The organism is Halobellus sp. Atlit-38R (assembly GCF_003665925.1).
Taxonomy (GTDB): domain Archaea; phylum Halobacteriota; class Halobacteria; order Halobacteriales; family Haloferacaceae; genus Haloquadratum; species Haloquadratum inordinatus.
Genome location: NZ_QXIJ01000172.1, coordinates 1 through 549, shown reverse-complemented (window position 1 = coordinate 549; position 549 = coordinate 1). Strand labels below are relative to the sequence as shown.

Genomic DNA, 549 nt, shown 5'->3' with positions numbered 1-549 from the left:
AGTCGGCGAGCTTGCCGGGTAAGGCGGTGGACTCGAGCGCCGACTTCCGGCGGGTGAGCTCCTCGGCCTTCTTCGCGGCCTTCCGGGCGCGCGCGGCCTCGGCGGCCTTGTGGACGACCTTCTCGGCGGTGTCCGGGTTCTCCTCGAAGAACGTCCCGAGCTGTTGGTGGGTGACGCTCTCGACGATGCCGCGGACCTCGGAATTCCCGAGCTTGGTCTTCGTCTGGCCCTCGAACTGCGGGTCGGGGTGCTTGACGGAGATGACGGCGGTGAGTCCCTCGCGAACGTCCTCGCCGCGGAGGTTGTCGCCGTCGAGGTCGTCCAGCATGTCGTGGCTGTTCGCGTAGTCGTTGACGACGCGGGTGAGCGCCGTCTTGAACCCGGTCAGATGCGTGCCGCCCTCGCGGGTGTTGATGTTGTTGGCGAAGGCGTGAATCGACCCCTGGAGCTCGTCGGTCGCCTGCATGGCGATTTCGACCTCGATGCCCTCCGACTCGTCGTCGTAGTAGATGACGTCGTCGTGGAGCGCCGTCTTGGTCTCGTTGAGGT

The 549-nt window shown here is 66.3% G+C and carries 1 pseudogene; it reads right to left on the bottom strand.

Features of this window, described 5'->3' with window-relative positions:
• Window positions 1-549, bottom strand: a pseudogene (locus D3D02_RS18760) (DNA topoisomerase IV subunit B); the annotation flags it as partial.